Raw genomic sequence first — 25,851 nt, 5'->3', positions numbered from 1 at the left:
ACGGACCGCGAATTGAAATCCGCAAAAACGATCATGCTGCAGGGCACCGCTTCCGACGTCGGCAAAAGTCTGCTGACGGCCGCCCTCTGCCGGATTTTCAAGCAGGACGGCTATCGCGTCGCCCCTTTCAAATCGCAGAACATGTCCAACAATTCCTACGTGACGCCGGACGGCAAGGAGATCGGGCGGGCTCAAGGGATGCAAGCCGACGCGTGCGGGATCGCCGCCACGACGGACATGAACCCGATTTTGCTGAAGCCGAGCCGGGAAATGTCGGCGCAGGTGGTCGTTCACGGCAAGCCTTTCCGGGACCTCGGAGCAAGGGAGTATCGGGAAAGCTATTTGCCGCATGCGGAAGGGATCGTCAAGGAAGCGCTCGGACGGCTCCGGGCGGCCTATGACATCGTCGTGATCGAAGGGGCGGGCAGCCCTGCGGAAGTGAATCTGAAGGACCGGGATATCGTCAATATGCGCCTTGCCGGCTGGGCCGATGCGCCGGTGCTGCTGGTCGCGGACATCGACCGGGGGGGCGTGTTCGCCTCCGTCGTCGGCACGCTGGAGCTGCTGGAGCCGCATGAGCGGGAGCGGGTTCGGGGCGTGATCATCAACAAGTTCCGGGGCGATGCGTCCCTGCTCCGGCCGGGAATCGACTGGCTGGAGCGGCGCATCGGCAAGCCGGTCGTCGGCGTCGTCCCGTATTTGCCGGACCTGGCGCTTGAAGACGAGGATTCGGCTTCGCTCGACGGCAAGCGGCGTCTCGCCGGGGGAGCCCCTTCCGCGGATCGTAGGCTCGATATCGCGGTGCTCCGTCTGCCGCGGATTTCGAATTTTACCGATGTCGATCCTCTTTTATCGGAGCCGGATACGGTCGTGCGTTACGTGGCCTCGGTTGCCGATTGGGGCGAGCCGGACGCCGTCATTCTTCCGGGCAGCAAAAATACGGCGGAGGATTTGCGGTTTTTGCGCGCGGCCGGGCTGGAAGCGAAGCTGCTGGCGTTCGCGGAGCGCGGCGGCCGGGTCGTCGGCATTTGCGGCGGCTACCAGATGATGGGGCGGCGGCTGCTCGATCCGGAAGGCGTGGAATCCGCCGCGGCGGAAACGGCCGGTATCGGCTTGCTGCCGTTGGAAACGGTGTTCGCGGCGGACAAGCGGACCGAACGAGTGACGGGAAAGGCGGCCATGAAGTTCGGCGCGGGGCGGGAAGTGAATGTCGAAGGCTACGAGATTCATATGGGCCGGACGGTCGCGCTCGAGCCGGCGGACGCGCCGTTTCGGCTGCGACCGCTTCGGCTGCCGGAAGAGCCCGGGTCCTGGCATCGGGATGGGGCGATGTCCGCGGACGGCAAGGTTTGGGGAACCTACTTGCACGACGTTTTTCATAACGATGCGCTGCGCCGGGAATGGCTGAACGAGCTGCGCGCGGACAAGGGGCTTGCGCCGCTTTTGGAAGCAACCCGGTTCGGAGAGCTGCGGAAGCAAGCGTTCGACCGGCTGGCGGAGCATGTCCGCAAGCACCTGGATGTGGGGAACATTTATCGGATGATGGAGGGATGAGAAGGTGAGCGGGACGAAACGAACGGATGGACCGGATGCGATAGAGGGAACGAGCGAGGCTGTGGGTTCGGATGTGTCGGACCGAATGGATGGAACGGGTGCGGGTGCGATAGCAGGAAAGATCGAGGCTGAAGGACCGGACGTGTTGAACCGAGCGGGTGGAACCAGTGGGATAACGGGAAAGAGCGAGACAGAGGGATCGGACGTGTTGAATCGAGCGGGTGAAACGAGTGGGATAACGGGAAAGAGCGAGACAGAGGGATCGGACGTGTTGAATCGAGCGGGTGGAACCAGTGGGATAACGGGAAAGAGAGAAATTGAGGGTACTGCCGGATTGGTCGTCGGGAACGAGGAAGAAGCGCCCGGTATGGCTGGCTCCGATGGATTGTCCGCTAAGGAAAAGCCGAGCAAGGAACGGGGACTGGTGCTTGTATATACCGGGGACGGCAAGGGGAAGACAACCGCGGCGATGGGGTTGGCCGCGAGAGCGACGGGACGCGGTCACCGCGTGCTGGCGATTCAATTCATCAAGTCCCCCCAGCGCAGCTATGGGGAACAGCTTGCCCTTCAGAAACTCGGCGTCGAAATCGTCCAGACGGGCATCGGGTTCACCTGGACCAAGACGCCGGAGGAGCATCGGGAAGCTCTGCGAAGCGGCTGGGAGTTGGCCAAGCGGCGGATTTTGCACGGCGAGGAGCGCCTGATCATTTTGGACGAGATCAACAACGCGCTGGCGATCGACCGTTTTCCGGTCGACGACGTGCTGTCGCTGCAGGAAGTGTTGGACGTCATTCGCCGCCGCCCGCAGGGCATGCATCTGGTGCTCACCGGCCGCGACGCGCATCCGGACATCATCGCCGCCGCCGATCTCGTCACCGAGATGAAGGCGATCAAGCATTATTACGACGAGGGCGTACCGGCCGTCTTGGGGATCGAGATGTGACGAAAGCGGACGATTCGTGAAAACCAACCGGATAAATGAAAGTAACCGGCCCTATAAAAATATTTTATTTTTGTGTTGACAAATGGTTATTTTCGCCATTATGATAAGCAATAACTTGAAGCGAAAGGAGGTCGACGGACGTGACCCGCATTCAACTTACGCTGTCGTTGAAGCCGCAACTGAATAATCGGGACAAAGTCCATCGGCCTCGGCGGGCGCAATTTGGCGTTACGGCAGGATAACCGGCATCGGGATTCTGCGTGCGTTTTTATCGGCATACGCAACAACCGCGAGCGATTGGGCTCGCGGTTTTTTTGTCGTTCGCGAAAGCGGAATGGGCGAAAGAGGAGCACCCGGTGCATTACATCGCGGCCGCGGGCCGGGGATGGGCCCGAAGAGGAGCACCCGGTGCGCTACATCGCGGCCGCGGGCCGGGAATGGGCCCGAAGAGGAGCACCCGGTGCGCTACATCGCGGCCGCGGGCCGGGAATTGGCCCGAAGAGGAGCACCCGGTGCGCTACATCGCGGCCGCGGGCCGGGAATGGGCCCGAAGAGGAGCACCCGGTGCGCTACATCGCGGCCGCGGGCCGGGGATGGGCCCGAAGAGGAGCACCCGGTGCGCTACATCGCGGCCGCGGACCGGGGATGGGCCCGAAGAGGAGCACCCGGTGCGCTACATCGCGGCCGCGGGCCGGGGATGGGCCCGAAGAGGAGCACCCGGTGCGCTACATCGCGGCCGCGGGCCGGGAATGGGCCCGAAGAGGAGCACCCGGTGCGCTACATCGCGGCCGCGGGCCGGGAATGGGCCCGAAGAGGAGCACCCGGTGCGCTACATCGCGGCCGCGGGCCGGGAATGGGCCGCCAATCGCTGCAAAATCACAATCCAAATAAGAACAAAAGGAGTTAAAATTTTTTTATGTTCAGAGCACCAAAATTATCTTCCTACTATCGGCCCGTCAGTCTCCCGGCGGGAGACGTGCACGTATATGCCGGCGAGGAGCTGTACGGCGCCATGGGAGCCAAAGTGTTCGAAATGGCGAACAACAATTTGCAAATTCCGGCGATCCGCTATATGAGCTACACGCCGGACGTCCACGTGGGCGTCGGAACCTGCATCGGGACGACGGCGATTTGGGAGGCGGGCGAGGCGTACGTTTCCCCGTCCATCGTGGGCAGCGACATCGGCTGCGGCATGCGGGTTCACTTGACGAACCTGCACGCGGCGGAGATCAAGGAGGTCAAGCTTCGGCGGAAGCTCGTGAAAGAGATCGAGAAGCGGATGCCGGTCGAGCAGCATGCGCGCGGACATTTTTCCGATCTTCGCGTCGAGGACGTTCTGCGAAACGGTTTGCACGGACTCCCGAAAAAATACGTCCCCGACGCCTACGCGCCGCGAAAGGCGACTTCGCTCACGCATGTGGAAAACAGCCGGTTCCGTTTCGACGAAAACGCGCTGAACCGCCTCCCGGAGCCGGTCTGGCACCGCGCGCACCGTCAGCTCGGGACGCTGGGCAACGGCAATCATTTCGTGGAGCTTCAGGCGGTCGAAATCAACGAGGCGAATCGGGGAACGGCCGAAAAATGGGGACTGTTCGACGGCCAGGTCGTCGTCATGATCCATTCCGGTTCCCGCGCCTGGGGCGGTGCGGTCAACCAGTATTGCGGCACGGAAGTCGCCAAGACGATGCGCAGGCTCGGGCTTGGCACCGCCGATCCGAAGCTCGTTTTCGCGCCGACGGACAGCGAGGCGGGCCGGACGTACGTCGATCTGATGTATTCGGCCCTCAACTTCGCGACGGCGAACCGCCATCTGATCGCGTACGCCGTGCGGGAAGCGTGCCGGGACACGCTCGGCTCCCCGTTCGAAATGCGGACGCTGTACGATTTGATGCACAACTACGCTTGCGAAGAGGAACGCGACGGACGCGCGTGGTTCGTGCACCGCAAAGGCGCGACGCTGGCGCTGCCTCCGGGCCATCCGGCCAACCCGGAGCCGTACGCCGAAACGGGACACCCGGCGCTCATTCCGGGTTCGATGGGGACGGCTTCGTATTTGATGGTCGGCAGGCCGGAGGGGGCGCGCAACGCTTACTCCATCTGTCACGGAGCCGGGCGCATCCGGTCGCGCAGCGCCACCAAAAAGCTGGTTACCGTCGACGAATTCGCCTCCTCGCTGCGCGTCGGCCAAGAGGACGAGATCGTCGTCAATCACCGGGCCCTGGAAGCGATCGTGGACGAATCGCCGCAAGCCTACAAAAACGTAGACCAAATTATCGAAAGCGTCGTTGGCGCGGAGCTTGCCTCCGTCGTGGCCAAATGCCGCCCGCTCGCGACCGTAAAAGGAGTATAAAAGCTTATGACAAGCAACATCCAGAACCTCAAACGCGAGGGGGCCGTTTCGAATCGTTTCGTGGCTAAATGGAATCCGGAAGACTCCCCTCGCACGAAGGCCTATTTTGACTATGTTTCCGTGTTGAACCGCATCTCCGGGCTGCTGAAGGAACGGTACGGGTGCGAGCTGCAGCTCTATTACGAAAGCGACGCGAACGATGCCTGGGACGGCCTGGAGGAGGACGTTCGCGGAGGCTTCCCGGGCATGGAGCACGTCGCGAGCATTTACGACCTCGTCGAGACGAGGGAATTCAAATTCGACCAGGAACCGTACGAAAAGAAAATCGGCATCCGGCCGGCGATTCGAAACAACGTTTTCGGCTATCCCGGCCACTCCGTCGCGTTCGCCCGCATTCCGAAGCTGAACGAGTACGGTCTCGGCTACGAGGATATCCTTTTCGCCAAAGATGACGATTCCCTGCGCGCCTTTCTGGAAGATATGAAGGCAAGGCAGCTGCGGGAGCGGAAAATCGCGCTGTTCGTCGATACGCGGGACGGACTCGAGCGCAAGCACGAGCCGCTCAGCCGAGCGGTCTCCCGGGAAGATGTCGTGATGGAGGAAGCGTTGAAACGGCAAATTTTCCGTTATATCGACGAGTTTTTTTCCGAGGACAAAACGTTTTTCCAGACGTACGACATTCCGTACAAACGCGGCATTCTGCTGTACGGCAAGCCGGGCAACGGCAAGACGACGCTCGTCAAGTCGATCGCGGGCAGCGTGGAGGCCCCCGTCGCCTATTGGCAAATTACCGAGTATACGACGAGCGAATCGATACAAGAGGTGTTCGCCTCCGCGATCAAGCTGTCGCCGATGGTGCTCGTCATTGAGGATATCGATTCGATGCCGGAAGCTTGCCGCTCTTTTTTCCTGAATACGCTCGACGGCGTCGCGTCCAAAGAAGGCATTTTCCTGATCGGCACGACGAACTACCCGGAAAAAATCGACCCCGCCCTGATGAACCGGGCCGGACGCTTCGACCGGGCTCACGAGGTGAAGCTGCCGGATGAGGCGCTGCGGCTGCTTTATTTGAAAAAGCGCGGCTTCGCGCGGCTTGCGGGGGCGGATGCGGCCGTCGAGGCGGCCCGTCGCACCGAAGGCTTCTCGCTCGCCCAGCTCGGGGAGCTGTACGTGTCGGCGGCGCTGCAGAAGCATTACGACGGCGACGTCAAGCTGGACAAGCTGATCGGCGAGCTCAAAAGCGATCTGCACAAAGACCGGAAGGGCGAATGGATGAGCCGCGGCGGGGCGGATCGTCCGGCCGGTTTTTTGGGATAAGGGAGATGCGGATGGAATAAAAAGGCTGCCATCGTCCCATATTAACCGAAGCTCGATTCATTTTAGGGGAGGTTTGTGCCGTGGCGCTTACGCCTTACGAACCGTTTCAAAGCCTGGAGCATTGGAAAAGGGATCTGGACCGGTTTTTTAACGATTTTCCGGCGAGCTTGAGGCCCGGGAGCAGTTTTCCGCGAATGGACGTGTTCGAGACGGACAGGGAAGTCGTCGTGCATTGCGAAATCCCCGGCGTGGAGAAAAAAGAAGACATCCACATCGACGCGGAGGGGGACCGGCTGACCGTCGGAGGAGTCTATCATTCCGCAAACGAGTGGAAGGAAGCCCAGGCGCATCGCCGCGAGCGGTTCGAGGGGCGGTTTCAGCGTTCGGTGGCGCTGCCCGCGAAAGTTCGGGAAGAGGGCATTTCCGCAAGCTATAAAAACGGCGTTCTCGAAATCCGTTTGCCCAAGCAGGAGCCCCGTTCCGGCCGCAAGATCGATATCGAGTTTCAGTAAATCGAAGCGAATCGAAAAAAAGGATCCGGCTTTTCGGCCGGATCCTTTTTTGAATTCGATTTACCCGCGAACGCGTCTAGCCCGCCAAGCAAGTCCAAGCAGGATCAAGGCGATCCCGGCGACTTGGTAAGGCAAAGGACTATTTTCTCCCGTCTTGGGCAATTCCTTCACGTCTGGGGAAGCGTTATGGTCATCGTTGCCGTCGACGCCGCCTTGCGACAGCGCTTCGACATTGATTTCAAACCAAACTTCCTCAACCGTTCCGTTTGCGCTCAGGATGGCGATGGAGAACACGTCTTTGCCGACATAGCCCGGGTTCGGCGTGTACGTCCATTTTCCGTCTGCGCTTAGCGTAACCGTTCCATGCTCCGGCTGTTGGCCGATGCTCGGAACGCTTCCTTCGGCGAGCTCGACGCTTCCGGTGATCGGAGTGTCTTGTCTGGTTGTCTCTTTCTCCGTCACAGGCTGTTGTACAGGCCCGGAAGGCTTTTCCGGAGTTGCTGGCGTTTCCGGAGTCGTTGGCGTCTCCGGAGCCGTCGGCGTCTCTGGGTCCGTAGGCGTTCCCGGCGCTTCCGGAGTCGTCGGCGTTTCAGGCGTCTCCGGTGTTCCCGGAGTTCCTGGAGTTCCTGGAGTTCCCGGCGTCGGAATCGGCGGAATCACGAACTTTTTATTGAACACGATCGTCTCCAACGGTTCGCTTCCGGTTTCCGAAATCGTAATCGAACGCTCGGTCATATCCAGTACATAGCCGTTCGGAGCGGCCAGCTCCGTCAAAACGTAATTGCCGGCAAGCAGATTGTCGAACAGCAGAACGCCGTTCGCGTCGGTCGTGCCGGTGGCAATTTGTGCACGGGTGCCGTCGGCTTCAAGGCGCTCAAGTTTAAACGTCGCTCCCGCCAGCGGGGCGTTGGAATCCTGGTCGACCTTAGAAACCTTCAAGGATTTCAAAACAGGTTCAACCCGTTCCTTGACGTTTTCCACCGTGACAACGATCGTTTCCGTCGAGTTTACCGTGAAACGACGTTCCTGTGCATCCAAAACGTATCCTGTCGGCGCTTCGATCTCCGTCAAAATGTACTCGCCGAACGGCAAACCGTCGAACGCAATCGTTCCTTCGGTATCCGTGGTGCGCGTTCCGAACGGAACGACGACACCGTCGGCGCTGACAAAATCAAGTTTGAACGTAGCTCCGGGGAGCGGCGTTTTGGAGTTTTGATCGACTTTCAGAATCTTGAGAGCGCCTGTCGTCGGGGTTCCCGGATCGACCGGCCCCGGGTTGTTTTTGGCATTCTCTACGATGATTTCGGTAATTCCGTAGGTTGCCAGAGTGACGGAACGTGCTTGCGAATCGAGCAGATAACCGCTCGGAGCGCTGGTCTCCGTCAGTTGGTACGTGCCGAACTCCAGGTCTGCAAACAAAAGTTCCCCGTTGGCGCCAGTCGTGCCCGTCCAGTAAGTGGTGCCGGCGACGCTCTCGACTCGTTCAAGTTTGAACGTAGCACCGGGGAGCTTCGTGCCGGTTCCTTGCTCGACCTTCACGATTTTGAGGCTGCTGCTTTGCGGCTCGGGAGCCGGCTCATCCGGTTTCTTGACGTTTTCAACCGCAACGGTTTTGTCCTTGTCGCTGTCGGAAAGAACGACCGTTATCGGAGAAGCGTCGAGCTTATAACCGTCCGGAGCCTGTGTCTCCGTCAGGGTATAGGAGCCGAGCGGCAGGTCTTCGAACAACAGCTCGCCGTTTGCATCGGTCGTGCCCTCATCGGAGAACGAAGGGTCACCCGATTTGAGCTCGAACGAAGCACCGGCTAAAGGAGTAATGCCGTCTTCATCGACTTTGACGACCTTGATGCTGCCGAGCGTCGGGACAACCGGCTCTCTCTCGTTTTCAACCGTAACGGTCTTGTCCTTGTCGCTGTCGGAAAGAACGACCGTTATCGGAGAAGCGTCGAGCGTATAACCGTCCGGAGCCTGTGTCTCCGTCAGGGTATAGGAGCCGAGCGGCAGGTCTTCGAACAGCAGCTCGCCGTTTGCGTCGGTCGTGCCCTCATCGGAGAACGAAGGGTCACCCGATTTGAGCTCGAACGAAGCGCCGGCCAAAGGAGTAATGCCGTCTTCATCGACTTTGACGACCTTGATGCTGCCGAGCGTCGGAACAACCGGCTCTCTCTCGTTCGAAACCGTGATCTCCTCCGGAGCCGAAGCGCCGGGTACAATCGTAATCGTATGTTCGGAAGCGTCCAGCACGAATCCGTCCGGAGCGCTTGTCTCCTTCAGGAAGTAAGTGCCGACCGGCAGGTCATCGAACAGCAGGACGCCGTTTTCATCGGTGGTGCCGGTTTTGACTACCGTACGCGTACCGCCAACGTCCGATTCGAGCTCGAACGTTGCACCTTCAAGCGGATTGTTGGAACCCTGCTCGACTTTCAGTACTTTCAGGTCGCCAATAAAGTAATCCGGATCGATGGAGTTCTCAACCGTGATCTCCTCCGGAGCCGAAGCGCCGGGTTCAATCGTAACCGTACGTTCGGTAGCGTCCAGCATATATCCGGCCGGAGCGGTTGTCTCCGTCAGGAAGTAAGTGCCGACCGGCAGGTCATCGAACAGCAGGACGCCGTTTTCATCGGTGGTGCCGGTTTTGACTACCGTACGCGTACCGCCAACGTCCGATTCGAGCTCGAACGTTGCACCTTCAAGCGGATTGTTGGAACCCTGCTCGACTTTCAGTATCCTAAGGGCACGAACTTCCTTGGCGTTCTCCACTACTTCTTCAACAGCGGCGTTGTTTGAGAACTTGGGAACGACGACCGTTCGTTGAGTAGCGTCAAGGATATAGCCGTTCGGAGCGTTTGTCTCGGTAAGGATATACGTTCCCGGAACCAGACCTCCGAACAACAATATGCCGTTCTCGCCAGTCGTGCCGACTTTGGAGACCCCGCCAGCCGAACTGAGCTCAAATGTCGCTCCTGCAAGAGTTTGACCCGAGTCTTTGTCGACTTTCACCACCCGAATGGAGCCGAGGTCCTTTCTGTTTTCGACGACTTCGGTGACGGTTACGGGATCGGGACTGCCATTCTTCGGAACAACCGTGACGGTACGCTCCGTCGTATTCGGCCAATATCCGTCCGGTGCCTTCGTCTCCGTCAAAATGTAGTCGCCGAAGAACAGGTTGTCGAACCGAATCTCGCCCGAATCGTCCGTAACGCCGGTATCGACGACTTCGCGTACGCCGCCGTAAGCAATGCGTTCGAGCTTGAATTCGGCGCCCTCAAGACGAAGGCTGGGATCCGTGTCGTCCACTTTTTGAATGAGCAGGTTTCCGAAGTAATCGGGATCTCTGTCATTCTCAAGCTCGACAACGAAAGGTTCCGTTCTGTTGGAGACCATCGTGATCGGATGTTCGGTCGCATCCAGCAAATAGCCTTCCGGAGCGTCTATCTCCGTCAGGACGTACTCGCCGTCGGGGAGATTGTCGAACTGCAGCACGCCGTCGGCATTGGTGGTGCCGGTAGCGACTACACTGCGGGAATCGTCGGCTGCAACGGATTCGAGTTTGAACTCTGCGTCTGCCAGCGGTTCATCCGTGACTGCATCGACCTTCAAGACTTTGATGGCCCGAACTTCCTTGATATTCTCCACCGTTACTGCAACAGCGGCTGTAGAGAACGGGGGAATGACAACCGTTCGTTCGGTGGCATCATGCACGTAACCGTTCGGCGAGTCAGTTTCGGTAAGTACATACGTTCCCGGAACCAAGTCTTCGAACAGCAGTTCCCCAGCGGCACTGGTGGTGCCGGTGCGGATCTCGGTGCGCGAATTGTCTGCCTCTACAAATTCGAGCTTGAACGTCGCGCCTTCAAGGGGAGCATTCGTATCCCGATCGACTTTCACCACCCGAATGGAGCCGAGGTCTTTTTTGTTTTCGACGATTTCGGTGACGGTTATGGGATCGGGACTGCCATTCTTCGGAACGATCGTAACCGTCCGTTCCGCAGTATTCGGCCAATACCCATCCGGTGCTTCCGTCTCCGTCAAAATATAGTCGCCGAAGAACAGATTGTCGAACCGGATCTCGCCCGAAACGTCCGTAACCTGTTCGCCAATCAAGACGCGCGTGCCATCGGAGATTCTGCGTTCCAACTTGAACTTTGCGCCCTCAAGAGGATCGCTCGATGCTTCGTCGACCTTCCGAACGAGCAAGTTTCCGAGATAATCCGGATCCTTGACGTTTTCAAACGTTTCGACGACAGGTTCCGTCACTCCGGCGGTAATCGTGATCGGACGCTCGACGGGATCCAAAAGGTAGCCTTCCGGCGCTTCCGTCTCCGTCAAAACGTAGTTGCCGAACAGCAAATCCGCATACAGCAGCTCGCCGTTTCCGTCCGTGGCGGACGTATCGTGCGAAATCAAAATCCGCGCGCCGTTGCTTGCGACGCGTTCGAGTTTGAATTTCGCGCCGGCCAGCTTGTGCGTTTGCCACTCCTGGTCGATCTTGACGACCTTCAGGCTGCCGGTCAAGCCGGTTCCGGTACCCGAACCCGACGATTTGCGAATCTGGATCGTCTTGGACGTTTGGACTTCTTCCGTCGAGATCTCGTCGCCTTGGAAAAGCACGGAGTTGCCGACGTTCGCACGGTCCGGAGCGTTGATGAACGTTTGATATTCCAGAATATACGGAACATCGATCGTATGGACAAAGCTCAGCGTGAACGATTGCGATCCATCCGCTTCGGTGTTGACTTCAAGCTCGTATACCGTGCCGTTATCGGGGATCAACTCGTTTTTCGTGACCGTACCGTTAGCGTCGACATTCGTGGTGTAAAGCTTGAAGGAATCCTCCATCAAAATCTGGTTCGGCGTCGGCGTATCGATGACCTTGGCGCCGGATACGTGAGACTGGCCGCGGTTAATGTAAACCGTCCAGTCGATCAGGCTGCCGTTTTGCGCGGCATCCTTGGCCACGTACTCGCCGCCTTGCGGCACCGTGACGGAAGCCGGAAGACTTGCGATCGTTTCCGTTCCGTCCATTAACACGGCAGTGTTAGGGATGGTTCGGACGACAAGCTGGCCTTCGAGCGTCGTCTTGAACGTAACGTAATAAGGCGTGTCGATCGAACCGATAAAGTCGACGGTCAGCATCTTTCCATCAGGGCTGTCCGTCCAATTCGCGGTATAAAGCGCGTCGTCAACTTCATCGCCGACCGTTACGCCGTTGTTCCCTCCGGTCAACGTGAGATGGCGGACTTCAAGAGAACCATCCACGTAAGCCTGATTGGACTGCAGAACGTCGGTGATCACGGCGTTATCCATGTGCTGCAGGTTATAGTTGACGCCGATATTCCACGTGATTTCCTTCGTCCGCGGGTCGTACGTGCCGTTCTTGAAGCCGTTCGCCTTCGTGTACCCGTCCGGGTTGAACTCGGAGGTCACCGTTTTGGAATGGGGAGTTTCCTCCTCATCGTAAAACTCGACCCACTCGACCTTGCCCGTATTGTTGAACCGGTCTCCGGAGGTCAAGTCCGAATACGTGAACTTAGTCGTATACGTAATCGTATACTCTTCGTTCACCGTCCCCAGGAAGCGGACGACGAATCCCTGTTTGTAATCGGGAGCCGCGTTGTCCGGCAGGTAATCGACTTCATAGTCGGTTCCCGCCGCAAGCTCGCTTCCGTCTTCGCGGGTAACCTTGAGCGTCGCCGGATCAAGCTCCAGCCCCCCGGAGGAGAAGGTATCCGTGTACTTGACGTTCTTGAAGGCGTAGCCGTTCTGGTTCAGGACGACTCGCCAGTCGACCGTTTTCGCGTCATACTTCGGATTGGAGGACGCCTTGTACAGCACGACCTGGTAAATCCCGCGCTGGGCCGTCTTGGTCACGCCGTCCGCCGTTACCGAGTTATGGATCGTATCGCTTTCGTACACGTAACCGGTCGCTTGCGTCTCATATACGACTTTATACGCTTTGTCGATATTGTTATCAAACGTGAGGTCGAAACCGTTTTTCTCGACTCCGCCTTCTTGGACGCCTTCAATCTCAGTTATCGTATACAGATCCTCTTCGATCGGCTCGGCGGATACGTTCTCGCTGCCATCCGCGTTCAACGTGACTTCGTAAACCTTCAACGATTCGGTCACCAGCTCGTGAGTCGCATCGAAGCGGTCCGAAATCAGCGTGTCGCTTGCGTCAACCGCCTTCTCGCCGTAGTTGTACTTGATTTCCCACGTGATTCTTTGCAGGTCGTCATTGTAACCGACGGCGGCCTTGTCCAGCCATTCGCCTCGCGGAGCGCTTACGGAAGCGGTGGCCGGCGAATCCGGGATGTTGGCTCCGGATAGCGTGGCGGTGTTCGGGAACGTCGTGACGGCGCTGTCCGCGATTTCGGTCGAAAAGACGATCCGGAAAGCGCGGTCGATGTCGTCGAACGAGATTTCGAAGTCGTCCGTTCCGCCGATCTTGCCGACGGTGTAGTTGCTTTCCGGAACGAGATCGCCGACGGAAACGTCGCCGTTAACGCTGACATTCAGTTCATATACTTGAATAGAGCCGGCCGTCAGCGTAAGCCCGTCCGGAATCGGATCGGAAACGACGGCGTTTTCGATGCGTTCCAGCTTTTTGTTGAAGTCGACGGTCCAGTCGATGCTCCGGGCATTCGTCACCCTGTCGGGAACGCCTGCTTTGGAGATCGTTTGGGTCACCTGAGGATTGAAAACGACCGTAATGATCTGATCTCCCGTTTTGACCGGGAACCGGATCTCCTGCACGGCGTTTTCGGTGATCGTCTCTTCGCTGAATTCCGTTTCGAACGTCAGCGTGCCGTGAACGTTGGAAAGCGACGCGATGTTATCGTTGAACGTCATCACGACTTCATTCGTTTGCCAGTAGGCAATGAAGTCGCCGACATCGGTCCCGTTGATCATCAAATCTCCCGGCACATCGTTGTAAAGCTTGAATTGTTCGGGAAGCACGAACCGGAACGTGTCGCCATCCCCGTAGGAGTGGCCGTTTTCCAGTTCCCATTCGTAGCTGATATTGACGATCGATCCGATTTCGACCCGGTCGTCCGGGTTGACGTTGGCATCGATGACGTTGCCGTTTTCATCCGTCAAAGTGACATGGGTCAGGATGTTCTCCGTAATTTCAGCGGCGCTGGCCGTCTGGGCCCAGCCTGCAAAATTCGCATTGGAAAAAATCAGCAAAAAGATGAGAGCGATCAATCCTCTTTTTTTCATGCTGCGTAGGGTCCTCCTTTCTTCTGAAGTTTTAGGCGCGTTACTGCTTCTAATAGAGTTCAACTCCTTCCTTGAAAAAATATGCGCTCCCGCAATACAATAAGCGACAAAACTATACAAAAAATGTACAAGCATAAAAAAGCGCTTTCGACAAAATGCGAGCATCATCGAAAAGCGCCTGACGACGGGATAGAATGTATGAAGGAGACATTCTGATCGCGCCTTGCTGCGCCGGAAAGCGTCCCGTCCGTTCGAGCGGACGGGGCGTTTGCTTTTGCGGCCGATTGCAAGGATAATAGATTCGAACGAGAATCGGAGGAATGCAAGATGCCGCAATTGCTGATACGAGGGATCGGGCCCGAACGGGTGCGCGCCGCAAGCCGGTCCCTGATCGCGGAACTCGCCGCCGTGTGCGAGTGCCCGCCGGACCATATCATGCTGGAATGCCTGCCTACGGCGGCTTTTTTTGACGGGGAAGAGGTTCCCGTGTTTCCGTTCGTCGAAGTGGCCTGGTTCGATCGGGGAGAAGACGTTCGCGACCGCTTCGCGGAGGCGGTGGACCGCCACTTTCGGGCTGCGGGGATTCCCGAGCTGGAAATCGCCTTTCGGACGTATCGGCCGGAAGAATACTATATAAATGGAAAGCGCGCGGGCGGCAGCCGGGAGAACCCGGCGGAGCGGGCGGGCCGGGAGAGCGAGGAGGAGCGGGAGAGCGCCCTCCGGGCGGCCGAAGCCGAAAACCGCAGGCTGAAAGAGGAGCTGGCCAAGACGCGCAAGTCGCTGCAATCGGCGGCGGGCGAGCGCATGTCCAGCCGGCTGCGGGACGCGCTGAGGGAATAGGAGGAAACGAATGGACCGGGATTTGCTGTTTTTGCTGTCCGTTTATTTCATCGCGATCAATATCTATGCGTTCAGTCTGATGGGATCCGACAAGAAGCAGGCGATCCGCAAGCGGCGAAGGGTGCCGGAAGCCCGCCTGTTCCTCGTCGCGGCCGCCCTTGGGGCTCTCGGCATCTGGCTCGGCATGCGGACGTGGCGGCACAAGACGAAGCATGCGTCGTTCGCCGCCGGCATTCCGGCCCTTCTTGTCGTCAACGCCGCCGTCATCGCGATGCTGCTCTGGCCGTGGGCCGGGTCCTAGACGGATCTAGCCCGGCTTCGCCTGCGATTCCAGCCGCTGCATGTACTCCCTCGGCGACATGCCCTCCACTTTTTTGAACACCTTGCTGAAATAAAAGGCGCTGTCGTAGCCCAGCTTTTGCGATATTTCGTAGATCCGCCCCTCGCCGCGCTTCATCATGTCCTTGGCCGCCGCCATTTTCGTCTCCGTGATATATTCCACGTAGTTGATTTTCGCCACCTTCGAGAACAGATGGCTCAAATAATTGGGGCTGAAGTTAAACACGTCGGCCACCTGCTGCAGCGACAGCTTGCGGTCGAGATTGCGCTTGATATAGTCCTGGACGTTCCGGACGAGCTGTTCCTTGTAGCTCTGCTTGCGGGAGGACAGAAGGTTTGCGCAGCCGTCCCGGAAACGCGCGAGCCAATCGACGACCCCGTCCATGTCCTGCATTTGGTAAATGGACCGGTAGCCCTCCGGCTCGTGCTCGAAAATTTGCTCCACGAGGTTTTCGCCGTCCGCAAGCAGCGACGCGGCCATGTACAAAATGTTGCAGGCGGCGTCGATAGCGGGAACGAGCAGATCGGAGCGCCCTTCGAACGAGCCGATCATGCCGGTGATGATTTCGCGCAGGGCGAGCGTATCCAACTCTTCGAACGCGCGCCGGAGTTCCGAACGCAATTTCGAAAAATCGAACAGCGCAGGGCCCGGGTCTTCCTTTTCCCCTTGCGCATAAAAAACGAACGCCTTATCCCGCGCCGCGGCCGGCAGCGCCTTGCGGGCGGCCAGGTAGCTTTCCCGCAGCACGTACGGATCCTCGACCGCAAAACCGACGGCCCCGAACACCGCGACGTTGAAATAATTGCGCAGCACGGCGGCCATATGCCGCAATTGTTCCCCGATTTCGGGAACCCAGGCGCGCGGGTCGGCGTCGGGCAACGGCAGCGTGACGGCGAAATTGCGCAGGTCCAGGCTCGTCACATGGCAGGGCCGAAAGGACGAAAGCGTATCCTTCGCCATCTGCACCGTGCTGGAGCACAAGGCCACCAGCTTGTCGCCCCGCGGCGGCACGGTGTCGGGGCCCGAAATCCGGCAAACGCAGACCGCGAAGGCGGCCCCGGACAACTCGACGCCCAGATCCTCTTGCTGCAGCTCGAACTGGGTCCGGTTTTCGAACAGGTGATGGAACAGGCGGATGAACAATTTGTCCCGCTGCGCCTGCAGATTTCCCCGATGGAGGAGATTGGGGTAGCTTTCGATCGTTTTGTAATCTTCGAGAAGCGCAATGGCCTTGACGACGGAATCGGCGAGCGCTTGCGGCGTCAGCTCCAGCTTTACCAGATAGTCGACCGCCTGCACCTCGATCGCTCCGCGGGCATTTTCGAAATCTTCGTAACTGGTCAAAAGGATGAACAGCGGAATTCGCCCGTACTTTTTACGGGCCGATTCGGCTGCCGCGAGGCCGCTCTTGACCGGCATCTTGATATCGGTAATGACGAGGTCCGGGCGAAGCGCCTCGATTTTCTCCTCCAATTGGGCGCCGTTATGGGCCGTGCCGACGATTTCCACGTTGTACTGCTCCCACTTGAGCATGGACTGCAAGCCGATGCAGACGAGGGTTTCGTCGTCGGCGATCAGCAGTTTGATCACGTTTTCCCCTCCCAGCCTTTCGCCCGGCTACTCCCTGTGCCGGACGGGGATCAAAATCCGCATTCTCGTGTACGCGCCCGCCTCGCTTTCGACGGACAGGCCGTATTTGTCGCCGAAAGCGAGGCGCAGACGGTCGTTCACGCTGCGCAAGCCGACATGTTCGAACAATCCCTTCGTCCCCGGGTCTCCGCCGGCAAAAATCGCGCCGATCTGCTCCCCCGTCATGCCGACGCCGTCGTCCTCGACGGTAATCCGGACGTCGAAGTCCCCGCTTCGCTCCACCGTGACGGCGATGCGCCCTCTGCCTTTCGGCTCGATGCCGTGGAAGATCGCGTTTTCGACGAGCGGCTGCAGCGTAAAGCGGGGGATCAGACTCGCGAGCAGCCCTTCGTCCCGGACGTTCCGCTCCATCGATACCTTCGCGCCGTACCGGTACTGCTGGATGACGAAATAGTCGTCAAGCAGGCTCAATTCGTCCCGCAGCGGCACTATCCGGCGATTGTCCTTCGCGACGCAACGCAGAAGCCGGGACAGGGACGTCGTCATTTCCGCGATGCCGGTCGCATTCTGGATCGTCGCCATCCATTTGATCGAGTTCAGCGTGTTGTACAGGAAATGCGGGTTGATCTGGCTTTGAAGCATGCGGTATTCCAGCTCCTGCTTCTGCTTCGCGTCGGCGACCCGGGAGTCCATCAGCGTCAGAATGTCCTGGGACAGGCGGTTGATGCCCCGGCCCACGTCGCCGAGCTCGCTGTTCCATTCGATATTTTTGTCGATAAAAAAATGGCCCTGCGCGATTTTGTCGATCCGCTTCCTCAATTTCTCCACCGGAAGGCTGATCGTTCGGGTCAGGTAGAGGGTGATGATGCCGCTTGAGGCGATCACGAGCAGGCTGACGCCGATCAGAATCGACGTCCAGATGCTCGCCTTGGGAACGAACTGCTCGTTGGACAGCGTCTGCGTCAACACGACGCCGTCCTGCGCCGGGTACGAAACGGCGATCCGGCGCTCGCCGTCCGCCGTCCGGACGACCGACAGCTCGGTGAGCGGATCGACGGGCTCCTCCGCGGTGTAGGCGGCCGATTCGGCGGGCATCGCGGCCGGAACGATCTTGTCGCCGTCGATTCGATAGCGATGCCGGCCAAGCGCGAGCAGGAGCAGGGAGTCGTCCGGGAGCGCGTAGCCTTTCAGCTTGTCGGTAATGACGGAGGTGGCGGCCAGCAGATGGACGGTTCCGATGACCGTGCCCCTTTCGCCGTAAATCGGCATCGCCAGCGGGATGACGCTCGCGGAGGAGAAGGGGTCCGTCGCGACCCGGCTCCATTGCTCCGGTTCGTCGCCCGCAAGGCCGTTCAGCCGGCCGATATTGTGTATGGTGAGCGGCGTCGACCCGCTGACGGCATTGTCCAGCTGCAGGAACTTTCCGCCAAAGTCGGTCACGATCATCCGCCGGACATAATTGTTCGACCGGTTGACCCGGAAGTCGTCCTGCATGGAGTGGTAAGCGTCGACCGCGCCTTTGGCGTTGGCGCCCTCCGATTCGAAATAATCCGCGATCAAGGCGTTGGTCGTCGAGTTCGTGCTCCAGGTTCTCGCCAGGGAAGACAGGTTGAGCAGATCTTGCTCGATGATGCGGGAGACGAGCCGGAGATTGAACTCGGCCGCCTGAATCGTCGTTTTGCGCTGATAGTACAGGATCAGCTCGTAACTGACAAAAGAAAGCAGCGCCGCGATCAGAAGAGCGAACGCGGTCATGATCAGAATGATGCGGCTTTTGACGGTGGCCCTTCTATTCGTCGCGAACCCTCCTTCGAATGAAGCGCTTTCAACGAATGGCTATTCTTACAATAGCATATTCCCTCGGCTGTTAAAAACAGGGACAAAAGCGCAGCCAATATTTTTACAGGTTTTGCATAGAAAATTACCGGTTTCGGACCGGATTTCGGGAAAACGCGAAAGAAAGTGAAGGAACTGCGGTTGAAATTGCATGCCGCGGCCGACCGGAATCCGATACAATCGAGATGAGGTTCGGCCTACCCGAATCGCAGGTCAAATCGGACGAAAAGGGGCCATGACGATGAAATGGAAAAAAGCTTTCGGATTCACCTTGGCAACCGTGCTTTCGTTGGGACTGCTCGCCGGCTGTTCCGGCAATTCGAACAACGGCGCGAACGGCGCCGCGACGGCATCGCCCTCGGCTTCTCCTTCCGCGGAATCGTCTGCAAGCGCTTCCGCAGAAGCGGGCGACGAGCCCGTCACGTTAAAGTGGGCGCTGTGGGATTGGGAAGCGACGGCCTATTACCAGCCGCTGATCGACGCCTATAAGAAGGAGCATCCGAACGTCACGATCGAGTACGTGGACCTCGGATCGACCGACTTTATGACGATGCTGAGCACGCAGCTTTCGGGCGGCGCGGATTTGGACGTCCTGACCATCAAAGACATTCCCGGCTACGCGAACCTCGTCAAGCAAAACCACCTGGAGCCGCTGAACGGCTTCGTTCGCGAGCAGGGCATCGATACGTCGGCGTACGGCGGCACGGTCGAGCAGATTCAAATGAACGACGAAGTGTATGCGCTTCCGTTCCGCAGCGACTTCTGGATCTTGTACTACAACAAGGATCTGTTCGACGCGGCGGGCGTCGACTATCCGACGAACGACATGACGCTCGAGCAGTATGACGAGCTGGCGAGAAAGCTGACCTCCGGAAGCGGGGCGAACAAGGTATACGGCGCCCATTACCATACGTGGCGAAGCGCGGTTCAATTGTTCGGCATCCTGGACGGACAGCATACGATCATTGACGGCGAATACGATTTCCTGAAGCCGACCTATGAGCGGATTTTGAACCAGCAAAAGGACGGCATCGTCATGGACTACGCCACGCTGAAAACGTCCAGCACCCACTATTCCGGCGTGTTCTACAACAATTCCGTCGCGATGATGAACATGGGCAGCTGGTTTATTTCGACGCAGATCGACAAAGTGAAAAGCGGCGAGTCGCTCGCGAAAAACTGGGGCATCGCGAAGTATCCGCACCCGGAAGGCGTCGAACCGGGAACGACGCTGGGCACGATCACCTCGCTTGCCGTCAACCGGAAATCGGCCAACAAGGAAGCCGCCCTCGATTTCCTGAAATTCGTCACCGGCGAAGAGGGAGCCGCGGTCATCGCTCGGACCGGCGCCATTCCGGCGATCAAAAACGACGAGGTCGTCGCCTCCATCGCGTCCATCGAAGGGTTCCCGAACGACGAAAACAGCAAGGAAGCGCTGAAGACGGCGAAGACGTATCTCGAAATGCCGCTGCATGAAAAAAGCGCGGATATCGAGCTCATCCTGAACGAGGCTCACGACAACATCATGACCAGCAACGTGACGATCGACGAAGGCTTGCAGGACATGACGACCCGGGTAAAGCAAGTTCTCGGCAGCTAGGCGAAACGATCGGGAAGTCTTTCGAAGGGCGGGCGGCGGCCCGCCCTTCTCCGCGGATCGAAGAGCCGCAAAGGATCGCATTCTTTCGTTCGGATTCGGGCGATTGGAGGAGAAATCATGCCCAAGGATCATAAGCCGCGGTTATCGAAAAGCGTGCGCCATCATCTGGTCGCCTACAGCTTCATTGCGCCGAACTTCATCGGATTCGCCGTGTTTACCCTCGTCCCGATGGCGTTCGCGTTCGTGCTCGCCTTCGTCGAATGGGACGGAGCCAATCCGATGGCGTTCGTCGGGCTGCGCAACTTCGACCGGCTGCTCCATGACGCCGCGTTTCATAAAGCGCTGTGGAACACCGTCGTGTACACGATCGGCGTCGTCCCGCTGACGATGGCGTGCGCGCTGGCGCTGGCCGTGCTCCTGAACCGGAAAATCGCGGCGCGGAATTTTCTCCGAACCGTGTTCTTCTTTCCGTACGTCACTTCGCTGGTCGCGGTGGCGGCGGTCTGGAATTTTATTTTCAGTCCGACGCTGGGGCCGGTGAACAATCTGTTGAACGCGCTGACCGGCATTCCGTTCGAGGAGCTCCCCCGCTGGGCCGCGGACAAAGACTGGGCCATGTTTACCGTCGTCCTGTTCACCGTATGGAAAAACATGGGCTACTACATGGTCATCTACCTGGCCGGCCTGCAGGGGGTCAACCCCGAATTGCACGAAGCCGCCCACCTGGACGGAGCGAACGCGTGGCAGCGGTTTTGGAACGTGACGATTCCGCAGCTCGCGCCCGCGACTTTTTTCGTGCTGATGATTCTGATCATCAACTCGTTCAAGGTATACGACATTTTCATCAATCTTTTCGCCGGCGCCGACAACCAGCTCAACGACACGACCCGCATCCTGGTGTACCAGATTTACAACACGGCGTTCCGCTCCCTGGACTTCGGCTATTCCAGCGCCATGGCGATCGTCCTGTTCCTGATCGTTCTCGGCATCACGCTCGTTCAATTCCATGGCGAGAAGAAGTACGGACAATAGGAGGCTTCGGGCATGGCGGATTCGAAAAAAGGATGGAACGCGGCCTTTATGGCGCTTGTCTATATTTCGCTGGCTTTGACCGTGTTGTGCATGCTGGTGCCGTTCGCGTGGATGCTGTCCGCTTCGCTGAAGCTGAGCAAGGACGTCTTTTCCTTCCCGATTCAGTGGATTCCCGATAGCCCGCGCTGGGAAAATTTCAAGGACATCTGGACCCGGATTCCGCTCGGGACGTTCATTTACAACACGGCCAAGCTGTCCGTGATCGTCACCGTCCTCCAGCTGCTTACTTCCAGCTTCGCGGCGTACGCGTTCTCGAAATTGAAATTCCGGGGCAAGCATGCGCTGTTTCTCGGCTACATCGCCACCATCGCGATCCCTTGGCAGGCCTACATGGTGCCGCAATTCATCCTGATGCGGTCGATGGGGCTGAACAACACGCATCTGTCCATCATCCTGCTGCAGGCTTTCTCGGCGTTCGGCGTGTTTCTGATGCGGCAATTTTATCAGGGAATTCCGGACGAACTGTGCGAGGCCGCGCGCATCGACGGGATGAACGAATACGGCATTTGGGCGAAAATCATGCTGCCGCTGTCGAAGCCGGCGCTGTCGACGCTGACGATTTTTACGTTCGTGTCCACCTGGAACGATTTCCTCGGGCCGATGATCTATTTGACCAAAACCGAATTAAAAACGATCCAGATCGGCCTCCGCATGTTCATTTCGCAATATTCGGCCGAATACGGCCTGATCATGGCCGCGAGCGTCGTTTCTATCATCCCGGTGCTGATTGTTTTTCTCGCGGTGCAAAAATATTTCGTCCAGGGGATCGCGACGTCCGGCATCAAAGGCTGATCGGACGATTCGACTCGGGCCGGGCGAGTCCGGTTGCGGCGTTTGGCGATTTCGTAGGCGGAAACAAGGAGGGATCGACGTGGCGTTCTCGAACGGGCCGGCCCGCAATCCGCTGCGGACGCGGGAGGATATGCGCCTTGCGCTGCGCGAATTGCTGGCGCCGCTGAGGCCGCATTACAGCGAGGGGGGCGCCCGCGTCCGTCTCGGCGAAGGCGCGCACGGGGCCGGTTATCCCGCCGGCGTGGCGGAACTGGAGGGGTTTTCCCGCGCGCTGTGGGGGCTCGTGCCGCTGCTGGCGGGAGGCGGGGAGGATCCGCTCCTCCCGGTCGTGCTGCGGGGGATGGCGAACGGATCCGATCCCGGCCATCCGGAGTATTGGGGGAAAGCGGGCGACTACGACCAGCGGCTCGTCGAAATGGCCGCGTTCGGCTACGCGCTGGCGCTGGCGCCGGAGAAGCTGTGGACGCCGCTCGCGGCGGAAGAGAAGCGAAGGCTCGCCGAATGGCTTGGGCAGATCGGCGAACGCTCGCTGCACGATTGCAATTGGCTGTTTTTCCGCGTTCTCGCGGGGTTGGGCTTTCGCAAGGTCGGCCTGCCTTACGACGCGGACGGGATGCAGCGGGACCTTGACCGCATCGAAGCGTTCGCGCTGGGCGGCGGCTGGTACGCCGACGGCCCGGGCGGGCACAGCGACTATTACGCGCCGTTCGCGATGCATTTTTTCGGGCTGCTGTACGCGAAGCTGATGGCGGAAGACGATCCGGCGCGGTGCGGCCGGTTCAAGGAACGGGCGGCGGCGTTCGCCCGCGATTTCGTTTGCTGGTTCGCGGAAGACGGGTCCGCGCTGCCCTACGGGCGGAGCCTGACGTACCGGTTCGCGCAGTCGGCGTTTTGGGGCGCGCTCGCTTACGCGGACGTCGGCGTTTATGCCCCGGGCGTCGTCAAGGGCATCGTCCTGCGCAACCTCAGGCGGTGGCTTTGCCAGCCGGCGTTCAATGCCGACGGAACGCTGGCCGTCGGCTACGCGTACCCGAACCTGGTCATGGCGGAAAACTACAACTCGCCGTGCTCGCCGTATTGGGCGCTCAAGGCGTTCCTGCCGCTGGCGCTGGCGGACGACCACCCGTTCTGGCTTGCCGACGAGGAGCCGCTTCCCGATTTGCCGAGCCGTTCGGTTCAGCGGGCTCCGCATCTCGTCGTATGCCGCCGGCGGGAGACGGACCACGTCGTCGCCTTCAACTGCGGCCACGGCGGCACGAACGAGCATACGCACGCCGCGGCCAAATATGAAAAGTTCGCGTACTCGACCGCGTTCGGGTTCAGCGTCCCGCGAGGCGAATGGGGGCTTGCCCAGGGCGCGTTCGACTCGACGCTGGCGCTGAGCGAGCGGGACAACCTGTTCCGGGTTCGCCGTCTCAGCGAAGAGACCCGGCTGTCAGGCAACGTGCCGTACAGCCGGTGGAAGCCGTGGAGCGACGTCGAGGTGCGCACGTGGCTCTTTCCCGGGCTGCCTTGGCATGTCCGGGTTCACCGCGTGCGGACGGCGCGGCCGTTGACCGCGGCCGAAGGGGGCTTCGCGCTGCCGGCCGCGGCGGATTTGCGCACGGAGAGAAGCGAGGGGGCGCCGTGCGCGGCGGATCTGCGGGCGGCGAAAATCGAGGGCGGGCCGTTCGCGGCGGATTTGCAGGCGGCGAAAAGCCGCGAAGCGCCGTGCGCGCCCGCCTCGTCAGCTTCGGCGACCTCGACTGCTTCCGGCCCGATAGCTCCGCCGGTTGCCATAGCTTTGCCGCTATCGATTGCCTTGCCCGCCTCGCCGGTTTCAGCGGCTTCGCTAGCCTCGATTGTCTCATCCGCCTCGTCCGTTGCGGCGAATTCGACCGTCTCAGCGGCAGTGAGGGGGGCGGCCGCTTCGTCGGCCGCAGCGGCGGCAACGCCGGAGCTGTCGGCGTTTGCCCGCTGCTCCTTCGGCGCGAGCGGCATACGCGGGCTGCGCGGCTACGGGCGGGCGGAGCTCGTGTTCCCGCAAGCGAACACGAACGTGCTGCATCCGCGCACGGTCATTCCGACGCTTCTGGCAGACCTCGATCCGGGCGTGCACTGGCTCGTTTGCGCCGTGATGGGCGAGCCGAACGGGTCGGGCGAGGGTCGCGCGAACGGTTCGCCCGCGGGCGCGGACGGCTAGCCGTTCGACAATCGGCTTGCGCCGTCGTCGTCGATTGCCGCCCGCGCTTAACGCTAAAAACGCCGGAAAGACCGAGGCCGTCCTTCCGGCGTTTTTTCAGAGGAAATGTTGGCTCTGCCCTCCGTTCACCGCTTCTCGCCCCGCCAAGCGCCTTCAGCCGCACGCACTTGAGTAAAATTCACTCATCTCGCCGTCTCCGCACGCACGTTAACGCTCCAGTTGAGTCGTAATTACTCATCTCGCCCCGCCAAGCGCCTTCAGCCGCACGCACTTGAGTAAAATTCACTCATCTCGCCGTCTCCGCACGCACGTTAACGCTCCAGTTGAGTCGTGACTACTCATCTCGACCCGCCAAGCGCCAACAGCCGCACGCACTTGAGTAAAATTTACTCATCTCGCCGTCTCCGCACGCACGTTAACGCTCCAGTTGAGTCATGATTACTCATCTCGTCCCGCCAGCCGCATGCTTGCTGCTGTCGACGGAGCTGGCGGTCGCTTTTGCCGGGGATGGTGGGCGGGAAGGCCGATTGGTTCGAGTCACTGCACGGAGTCCGAGGATGGATCGACGCTGACGACGTCGGCCAGCTTCAAATCGTTCGCGGGCGGGAGTCCGGCTTCCGACCGGAGCGAGGTTATCGCTTCGTTCAAATCGTCTTCGTCCACGAGAATATACGGACTTTCCCAGCGCGTTTCGAGCGGAATCGATTGGATGACGTCCGGCTTCATGCTGCCGAAATTCAAAATCCAGTCGCGAAGCTCGGACTTCGGAATGTCGCTGCGCACGTTGTCGCCGACAATGTCGATAACGTCGTCCCACTGCGTCACGCCTTTGAAGGAGGCAAGCTTGCCGACGATCTGGGAAATGACCTGCTGCTGGCGGCCGTTGCGCTCAATATCGGAGGACTGCCCGGTGCCGCCGTTCGATTTGCGGTAGCGCACGAAGTCGAGCACTTCCTTGCCGCTTAGCTCCTGCACGCCCTTTTTCAGATCGATATTCGTTCCGTCCGCGTTATCCCGGTATTTCATGTCCATATCGACATCGATCGTGAGCCCGCCGAGCGCATCGACCAGTTGGCTCAGTCCTTCGAAGTTGATGACGGCCATGTAATCGATCGGCAGCTGGAACAGCTCGCTGTAAAAGTTTTTCGTATTGGCGATCGCCGTCTCTTTGTCTTTATTGTAAAAATAAGCGTAATAGTAGTTCGCCTTGTGGTCCTCCAGCGTCTTCGGTTTCAGATGCATATCGCGGGGCAGGGAAACGATTTTGGCGGTATGGGTTTGCGGGTTCAGGCTGGCGAGCATCAGCACGTCCGTGTTGAGCGTCCCGCCGCTGCCCGACCGGGAATCGACTCCCGCGAGCAGAAACGTAATCGCCCGGGGCGACTCCTCCGCTTCCGGCTCGGGTTCTTCCGATGCCGCCGGAGCGGAAGCCGAAGGCGACGGATCGTTCGGCGCGGCGATTTGATTCAGGGCCGAATCCGTTTTGTACACCAGGTATCCCGCATAAGCGGCGACACCGATCACGACGATGCATAAAAAGACGCCGACGCCGAGCATCGTTCGGCGAAGTTTGGTTTTCGGAAAGTTGAGTTTCATCGTAATCCTCCGGAAATAAAAATTTCATTTGATTAGACGATTCGAATCGAATATGGTTGCACTTTCAAAATTCTAAAAAAGCC

The 25,851-nt window shown here is 59.3% G+C and carries 15 protein-coding genes; 11 read left to right on the top strand and 4 right to left on the bottom strand.

Going from position 1 to position 25,851, the window contains the following annotated elements:
* The first annotated feature begins 33 nt into the window (after window positions 1-33).
* From B7E11_RS12005 to B7E11_RS11985, 5 genes are all read left to right on the top strand, one after another.
* Complete coding sequence (locus tag B7E11_RS12005; protein ID WP_245809720.1) at window positions 34-1,554, top strand: cobyric acid synthase; 1,521 nt, start codon at window positions 34-36, stop codon at window positions 1,552-1,554.
* Between the two features lie 367 nt (window positions 1,555-1,921).
* Window positions 1,922-2,497 (top strand): cob(I)yrinic acid a,c-diamide adenosyltransferase, encoded by a 576-nt coding sequence (gene cobO, locus B7E11_RS12000; protein WP_080834624.1) that lies wholly within the window; start codon window positions 1,922-1,924, stop codon window positions 2,495-2,497.
* Window positions 2,498-3,413: 916 nt separating this feature from the next.
* Window positions 3,414-4,847, top strand: coding sequence for an RtcB family protein (locus B7E11_RS11995; protein WP_080834622.1), 1,434 nt, complete (start codon window positions 3,414-3,416; stop codon window positions 4,845-4,847).
* 6 nt (window positions 4,848-4,853) lie between these two features.
* Entirely contained in the window at window positions 4,854-6,164 is a 1,311-nt protein-coding gene (locus B7E11_RS11990) for an AAA family ATPase (protein WP_080834619.1), read from the top strand.
* Window positions 6,165-6,244: 80 nt separating this feature from the next.
* Complete coding sequence (locus tag B7E11_RS11985; protein ID WP_080834618.1) at window positions 6,245-6,676, top strand: Hsp20/alpha crystallin family protein; 432 nt, start codon at window positions 6,245-6,247, stop codon at window positions 6,674-6,676.
* A 60-nt stretch (window positions 6,677-6,736) separates the two neighbouring features.
* Here B7E11_RS11985 and B7E11_RS11980 read toward each other — a convergent pair whose 3' ends face one another.
* The gene (locus tag B7E11_RS11980; protein WP_176220707.1) at window positions 6,737-13,900 is read right to left on the bottom strand and encodes a SpaA isopeptide-forming pilin-related protein; all 7,164 of its coding nucleotides are present in this window, start codon (window positions 13,898-13,900) and stop codon (window positions 6,737-6,739) included.
* Window positions 13,901-14,227: 327 nt separating this feature from the next.
* On the opposite strand from B7E11_RS11980, the gene B7E11_RS29975 reads away from it, so the two are divergent.
* Both B7E11_RS29975 and B7E11_RS11970 read left to right on the top strand, forming a co-directional pair.
* Complete coding sequence (locus tag B7E11_RS29975) at window positions 14,228-14,740, top strand: DUF1904 family protein (protein WP_080834616.1); 513 nt, start codon at window positions 14,228-14,230, stop codon at window positions 14,738-14,740.
* A 10-nt stretch (window positions 14,741-14,750) separates the two neighbouring features.
* Window positions 14,751-15,041 carry a DUF1294 domain-containing protein gene (locus B7E11_RS11970; RefSeq protein ID WP_139787156.1) on the top strand — a complete coding sequence of 97 codons (291 nt, stop codon included), beginning with the start codon at window positions 14,751-14,753 and terminating at the stop codon, window positions 15,039-15,041.
* A gap of 6 nt (window positions 15,042-15,047) precedes the next feature.
* On the opposite strand, the gene B7E11_RS11965 is transcribed toward B7E11_RS11970, so the two are convergent.
* Together B7E11_RS11965 and B7E11_RS11960 are read right to left on the bottom strand one after the other, a co-directional pair.
* Window positions 15,048-16,670 carry a response regulator transcription factor gene (locus B7E11_RS11965; RefSeq protein WP_080834614.1) on the bottom strand — a complete coding sequence of 541 codons (1,623 nt, stop codon included), beginning with the start codon at window positions 16,668-16,670 and terminating at the stop codon, window positions 15,048-15,050.
* Between the two features lie 27 nt (window positions 16,671-16,697).
* Window positions 16,698-18,425, bottom strand: a complete 1,728-nt coding sequence (locus B7E11_RS11960; protein WP_080834612.1) for a cache domain-containing sensor histidine kinase — start codon at window positions 18,423-18,425, stop codon at window positions 16,698-16,700.
* A gap of 322 nt (window positions 18,426-18,747) precedes the next feature.
* Here B7E11_RS11960 and B7E11_RS11955 point away from each other — a divergent pair, with 322 nt between their 5' ends.
* From B7E11_RS11955 to B7E11_RS11940, 4 genes are all read left to right on the top strand, one after another.
* Window positions 18,748-20,106: an ABC transporter substrate-binding protein gene (locus tag B7E11_RS11955; protein ID WP_080835503.1), complete on the top strand. Its 1,359-nt coding sequence runs from the start codon at window positions 18,748-18,750 to the stop codon at window positions 20,104-20,106.
* Window positions 20,107-20,223: 117 nt separating this feature from the next.
* Window positions 20,224-21,138, top strand: a complete 915-nt coding sequence (locus tag B7E11_RS11950; protein WP_080834610.1) for a carbohydrate ABC transporter permease — start codon at window positions 20,224-20,226, stop codon at window positions 21,136-21,138.
* A 12-nt stretch (window positions 21,139-21,150) separates the two neighbouring features.
* Window positions 21,151-21,990 (top strand): carbohydrate ABC transporter permease, encoded by an 840-nt coding sequence (locus tag B7E11_RS11945; RefSeq protein WP_080834608.1) that lies wholly within the window; start codon window positions 21,151-21,153, stop codon window positions 21,988-21,990.
* 130 nt (window positions 21,991-22,120) lie between these two features.
* The gene (locus B7E11_RS11940; RefSeq protein ID WP_080835500.1) at window positions 22,121-24,172 is read left to right on the top strand and encodes a DUF2264 domain-containing protein; all 2,052 of its coding nucleotides are present in this window, start codon (window positions 22,121-22,123) and stop codon (window positions 24,170-24,172) included.
* A gap of 537 nt (window positions 24,173-24,709) precedes the next feature.
* Here the strand turns inward: B7E11_RS11940 and B7E11_RS11935 are convergent.
* On the bottom strand, window positions 24,710-25,768 hold the full coding sequence (locus B7E11_RS11935) for an LCP family protein (protein WP_080834606.1): 1,059 nt from the start codon (window positions 25,766-25,768) through the stop codon (window positions 24,710-24,712).
* Window positions 25,769-25,851: the final 83 nt, after the last annotated feature.

The organism is Cohnella massiliensis (assembly GCF_900169535.1).
GTDB lineage: Bacteria > Bacillota > Bacilli > Paenibacillales > Paenibacillaceae > Cohnella > Cohnella algarum.
The sequence above is the reverse complement of the archived record's forward strand: the minus strand, read 5'-3'. Positions and strand labels throughout refer to the sequence as shown.

Coding starts and splice junctions, on each gene's coding strand:
- B7E11_RS12005 (WP_245809720.1), top strand. CDS start 34: ATGCTGCAGGGCACCGCTTCCGACGTCGGCAAAAGTCTGCTGACGGCC.
- cobO (WP_080834624.1), top strand. CDS start 1,922: ATGGCTGGCTCCGATGGATTGTCCGCTAAGGAAAAGCCGAGCAAGGAA.
- B7E11_RS11995 (WP_080834622.1), top strand. CDS start 3,414: ATGTTCAGAGCACCAAAATTATCTTCCTACTATCGGCCCGTCAGTCTC.
- B7E11_RS11990 (WP_080834619.1), top strand. CDS start 4,854: ATGACAAGCAACATCCAGAACCTCAAACGCGAGGGGGCCGTTTCGAAT.
- B7E11_RS11980 (WP_176220707.1), bottom strand. CDS start 13,900: ATGAAAAAAAGAGGATTGATCGCTCTCATCTTTTTGCTGATTTTTTCC.
- B7E11_RS29975 (WP_080834616.1), top strand. CDS start 14,228: ATGCCGCAATTGCTGATACGAGGGATCGGGCCCGAACGGGTGCGCGCC.
- B7E11_RS11970 (WP_139787156.1), top strand. CDS start 14,751: ATGGACCGGGATTTGCTGTTTTTGCTGTCCGTTTATTTCATCGCGATC.
- B7E11_RS11960 (WP_080834612.1), bottom strand. CDS start 18,425: ATGACCGCGTTCGCTCTTCTGATCGCGGCGCTGCTTTCTTTTGTCAGT.
- B7E11_RS11955 (WP_080835503.1), top strand. CDS start 18,748: ATGAAATGGAAAAAAGCTTTCGGATTCACCTTGGCAACCGTGCTTTCG.
- B7E11_RS11950 (WP_080834610.1), top strand. CDS start 20,224: ATGCCCAAGGATCATAAGCCGCGGTTATCGAAAAGCGTGCGCCATCAT.
- B7E11_RS11945 (WP_080834608.1), top strand. CDS start 21,151: ATGGCGGATTCGAAAAAAGGATGGAACGCGGCCTTTATGGCGCTTGTC.
- B7E11_RS11940 (WP_080835500.1), top strand. CDS start 22,121: ATGCGCCTTGCGCTGCGCGAATTGCTGGCGCCGCTGAGGCCGCATTAC.
- B7E11_RS11935 (WP_080834606.1), bottom strand. CDS start 25,768: ATGAAACTCAACTTTCCGAAAACCAAACTTCGCCGAACGATGCTCGGC.